Source organism: Rhizobacter sp. P2_H3, assembly GCF_056403355.1.
In genome coordinates this window covers 1-4411 of sequence record NZ_JBFUFQ010000342.1, presented here as the reverse complement: position 1 = coordinate 4411, position 4411 = coordinate 1, and the positions used below count along the sequence as shown (strand labels likewise).

The following is a 4411-nucleotide window of genomic DNA, read 5'->3' as shown; positions in this document are numbered from 1 at the left end:
TGGTGACGTCGCTGATCTGCGCGACATCGAGCTTGGCAGCCACGCGCGGCGCGATGTTCTTGCCGCTGGCGGTGGCCGGGAACACGATGTGGCTGTAGGCCGAGGCCACCGCCAGCACCTGCGCCGCGACGTTCTCGGCCAGGCCGTGTTCGAAGTACGCGGCGTCGGCATGCAGCACCTTGGTGACGCCGGCGATCTGCGCGGCGGCCTGCGCCGCGGCACCGGCGTTGCTGCCGGCGACGAGCACGTGCACCTCGCCGCCGCACTGGGCGGCTGCGGTCACGGTGTTGAGGGTCGCGCCCTTGATCGAGGCGTTGTCGTGTTCAGCAATCACGAGTGCGGTCATGGTCAGATCACCTTGGCTTCGGTCTTCAGCTTGGAAACGAGCGTGGCCACGTCGGGCACCTTGATGCCGGCGCTGCGCTTCGGCGGCTCGCTCACCTTCAGGGTCTTCAGGCGCGGCGTCACGTCGACACCGAGATCGGACGGCTTCAGCACCTCGAGCGGCTTCTTCTTCGCCTTCATGATGTTGGGCAGCGTCACGTAGCGCGGCTCGTTCAGGCGCAGGTCGGTCGTGACGACCGCCGGCAGCGTGACCTTCAGCGTCTCGAGGCCGCCATCGACCTCGCGCGTGACGATCGCCGCGCCATCGGCGATCTCGACCTTGCTCGCGAAGGTGGCCTGCGGCAGGTCGGCCAGCGCGGCCAGCATCTGCCCGGTCTGGTTGCAATCGTCGTCGATCGCCTGCTTGCCGAGGATCACCAGGCCCGGCTGCTCCTTGTCGACCAGCGCCTTCAGCAGCTTGGCCACGGCCAGCGGCTGCAACTCTTCGGTGGTCTCGACGAGGATCGCGCGATCGGCGCCGATGGCCATCGCGGTGCGCAGCGTCTCCTGGCACTGCGTGACGCCGAGCGAGACGGCGATGACCTCGGTCACCGCGCCCTTCTCCTTCAATCGCACCGCCTCTTCGACGGCAATCTCGTCGAAGGGGTTCATGCTCATCTTGACGTTGGCGATGTCCACGCCGCTGCCATCGCTCTTGACCCGCACCTTGACGTTGTAGTCCACAACGCGCTTGACCGCGACCAATACCTTCATTCGCACGCTCCTGATGACTCTGAAAGGGTTGATCGATTCTAGTGGCGGGGCCTCGGGCACCCCGCGCGCGGCGCCGGGGGAGACCCTGCTGCGGCATCGAAATAGAACGATCGTGCTATTTTTATTCTCGCACAGGTCGGGGCGGTTTTCGCGTCGCGGACGCGACGTTCACGAGGAATGCGTTGCTAGACTGCGCCGCCATGCCCGTGCCGCTGCCCTCCAAGACCCCTGTCGCCGACAGCATCGGCGTGTTCGATTCGGGGCTCGGCGGGCTCTCGGTGCTGCGGGCCTTGCACCGGCAGCTGCCGCAGGCGCCGCTGCGCTACCTGGCCGATTCGGCGAACGCGCCGTATGGCGACCGCAGCGAGGCTTTCATCGTCGAGCGCTCGCAGCGCATTGCGCAGCACCTGGTGGCGCAGGGCGCGAAGCTGCTGGTGGTCGCGTGCAACACCGCGACGGCCGCGGCGGTCGCGAGCCTGCGCGAGCGCTGGCCGGCGCTGCCGATCGTCGGCGTCGAGCCCGGGCTGAAGCCGGCCGCAGCGGCCACCCGCAACGGCCGCATCGGCGTTCTCGCCACCACCGGCACGCTGCGCAGCGAGAAGTTCCGGCAACTGCTGGCGCGGCAGGGCGATGCGGTACAGATCACCGCCCAGCCCTGCCCGGGCCTGGTCGACCTGATCGAGCGGGGTGCGCTCGACACGCCGGAGCTGCGCGCCATGGTCGAGCGCTGCTGCGCGCCGCTGCGTGAGGCAGGCGTAGACACCGTCGTGCTCGGCTGCACGCACTACCCCTTCGTGCAGCACCTGATCGCCGCAGCGATGGGGCCGCAGGTGCAGATCATCGACACCGCCGATGCGGTGGCGCGGCGCGCGGCGCAGCTGTGGCAGGCCAGCGGCGCGGCGCATGTGACCGACGATACGGCGGGCGATGCGGTGCGACTGGAAACGACCGGCGACGTGGCGGCATTGCAGCGCGTGGCCGCGAGCTGGCTCGCGTTCCGCTGCGAGGTGAACGGATCGGACGCCTGATCGCGCGGCTACTGCTGCGCCTGCAGCATCGCCGCCATCTTCTGGTGGATCAGGTTGATCGCCTTCAGCGGCCGGACGAGAACCTTGAAGTCGACGATCCGTCCCTCATCGTCCCAGGTGAGCATGTCGACGCCGTTGACGGCGATGCCATCGATCTCGACCTGGAACTCGAGCACCGCGTCACGCGGGCCGACGACTTCGCGCACGTAGCGGAAGCTTTCGTTGAAGAAGACGTGGAAGGCCGCGCCGAGGTACTGCGCCGTGACGGCCTTGCCGACCTGCGGCGTGTGCACGACCGGCGAATGGAAGACGACGTTGTCGGCGAGCAGTGCCCCGAGCCCCTTTGCGTTGCGTGTCGCGACGAGTTCGTGCCAGACGGCAAGCGTGGCGATGGCCATGGGGCGTCCTTTCAGGGAAGTTTTCAGGAAATCTGCATGTCCTCACGCGAGCGGCCGGCGGCGAGCTGATCGCGGAACCACTGCGGCGGCTTGCCCATGCCGACCCAGGTCTGGCTGGGATCGGCGGGGTTCGCGTACTTCGCCTTGCGCTCTTCGCCGGGCACCGACGGCGTCTTGACGGGCTTGGCGGGCAGGTAGGGCTTCAAGGCCTCGATCCCTTCGGCGATGCTGAAGCCGCCCATCTGCAGCTTCTTGGCGTAGCCGTCCGCCAGGACTTTCAGTTCCTCGGTGCGCTTGAGCTTCAGCGCGGCTTCGGTTTCTTCGAGCAGAGCACGCAGCTCCGAGTACGACATACCCTTCAGTTCGGTCATTTCGGTGGTCCTGGACATGGATCGGAAAAGCGATGGGCGATAGTCTATGTGCCCGCGTGGCCGTTTTTGCAACTGCGCCCGACACATACCCATCGAGCCCGAGCGCGTACCCCTACCGCGCTCAAGAGGTCACGGAAACTGGCGAATGACCTCGATGAGCCCGACGATGTTGTCGTTGAACTCTTCGAGCTCTTCCGCAGGCACCCACCACTCGGTGTGCTCGGCACCGCCCACCGTTTCCACCTTGAACCGGGCCATGTAGCCGGCACGCACCTGGAACCGGGTGACGAAGCCCTGCCCGCTGGCCCCGACGTTCCAGTCGCGCGCGATCTGCACCGCATACGCTTCGTTGGTGACGGGATAGAAGATCGGCTGGTCGGGCAGCCTGGGCGGCCAGCGCTTGAATCCGCTCTCGCGGACGAGCTGGAGTTCCTTCGGCCCGGTCGGCCGGTACATGGTGATGGTTTCGACCGAACCGCTCATGCAGTGGCGCCCTCCATGACCTGGCGCGTCCCCTTGTGCAGCGAGGCATACAACCCCACCGCGCCCAGGATCACCCACACCCCGAGCACGAGCCACATCGTCTTGCCGGACTGCAGCGCCGCGAGAAGCACCGCCACGACCAGCGCAGCGTGAACGACGAACGCCACGATGGTGGCCTTCCATGCCCAGCGCTTCTGGAAGATGGCGAAGGCAGCAAGCACCCCATAGAGCAGCAATGCATACGCACCCGCCAGGATGCCCAGCATGGCGTCGGCATCATGGATCTGCACGGCCCCGGCGCAATACAGGGCAATGCAGCCGAAGAGGCACAGGCTGGCCATCTGGATGCGGTCACTCGGGCGGGTCAATGCCCAGACGATCGCCGCAAGCACGGCAAGGCTGAAGGCAACGCCGACGGCGGCAAGGATGATGTAGACGATCATGCCGGCATTCGGCGAGTTTGACCTCCCCGCCCCACCGCGCAGCCGGGCTTCGATCTCTGATGGATCAGCGCGCCTTCGTGGCGCGCAGCGAGCGCTTGGCCGAGGCCTCCTTCGCGACCGGCGGTCGGGAACGCATCACCCTCACCGGCCGCTCTTCCGTACTCATGCCCAGCAGCGAGGCGGCCACCGTCGGCACGGTGATCGCATCCTGCAACGTCATCGCGTCGAGTTCGGCCATGAAGGCGTCGACCGCGCGCGCCAGCACGCGCTTCAGGTTGCAGGCCGCGAAGATCCGGCAGCCGTGCGGCACCGCGGTGTCGTGGCATGCGACGACCGCGAAGTCCTTCTCGGCCATGCGCACGATGTCGCCGATCGAGATCTCGTTCGGCGCACGGGCCAGCATCGCACCGCCGGCGCGGCCGCGCGTCGTCGCGATGAAGCCGTTCAGCCCGAGCTCGTGCACGATCTTCGTCAGGTGGTTGCGCGAGATGCCGTAGGCGCCGGCAATCTCGTCGATGGTCGCGACACGCCCCGTCGGCCACGCCACCGCGAGGTACATCATCACGCGCAGCGTGTAGTCGGTGTAGACG

General features: G+C 67.2%; 7 protein-coding genes and 1 pseudogene. 1 reads left to right on the top strand and 7 read right to left on the bottom strand.

Features of this window, described 5'->3' with window-relative positions:
* Window positions 1-346: pseudogene (locus tag AC1D1T_RS30395) on the bottom strand (electron transfer flavoprotein subunit alpha/FixB family protein); the annotation flags it as partial.
* 2 nt (window positions 347-348) lie between these two features.
* Entirely contained in the window at window positions 349-1098 is a 750-nt protein-coding gene (locus tag AC1D1T_RS30390) for an electron transfer flavoprotein subunit beta/FixA family protein (protein WP_465112288.1), read from the bottom strand.
* A gap of 200 nt (window positions 1099-1298) precedes the next feature.
* Here AC1D1T_RS30390 and murI point away from each other — a divergent pair, with 200 nt between their 5' ends.
* Window positions 1299-2126, top strand: a complete 828-nt coding sequence (murI, locus tag AC1D1T_RS30385) for a glutamate racemase (RefSeq protein ID WP_477828612.1) — start codon at window positions 1299-1301, stop codon at window positions 2124-2126.
* An 8-nt stretch (window positions 2127-2134) separates the two neighbouring features.
* Here murI and AC1D1T_RS30380 read toward each other — a convergent pair whose 3' ends face one another.
* The 5 genes from AC1D1T_RS30380 to AC1D1T_RS30360 form a co-directional block, all read right to left on the bottom strand.
* Window positions 2135-2524, bottom strand: coding sequence for a nuclear transport factor 2 family protein (locus AC1D1T_RS30380; protein ID WP_477843871.1), 390 nt, complete (start codon window positions 2522-2524; stop codon window positions 2135-2137).
* 23 nt (window positions 2525-2547) lie between these two features.
* Complete coding sequence (locus AC1D1T_RS30375) at window positions 2548-2895, bottom strand: H-NS histone family protein (RefSeq protein WP_047502459.1); 348 nt, start codon at window positions 2893-2895, stop codon at window positions 2548-2550.
* Between the two features lie 129 nt (window positions 2896-3024).
* Window positions 3025-3378 carry a hypothetical protein gene (locus AC1D1T_RS30370; protein ID WP_477843869.1) on the bottom strand — a complete coding sequence of 118 codons (354 nt, stop codon included), beginning with the start codon at window positions 3376-3378 and terminating at the stop codon, window positions 3025-3027.
* The gene (locus AC1D1T_RS30365; protein ID WP_477843867.1) at window positions 3375-3821 is read right to left on the bottom strand and encodes a hypothetical protein; all 447 of its coding nucleotides are present in this window, start codon (window positions 3819-3821) and stop codon (window positions 3375-3377) included. Before AC1D1T_RS30365 ends, AC1D1T_RS30370 begins: the two co-directional genes overlap by 4 nt.
* Window positions 3822-3885: 64 nt before the next feature.
* On the bottom strand, window positions 3886-4411 hold a 526-nt coding region (locus tag AC1D1T_RS30360), incomplete at its 5' end, for an RrF2 family transcriptional regulator (protein WP_477993152.1).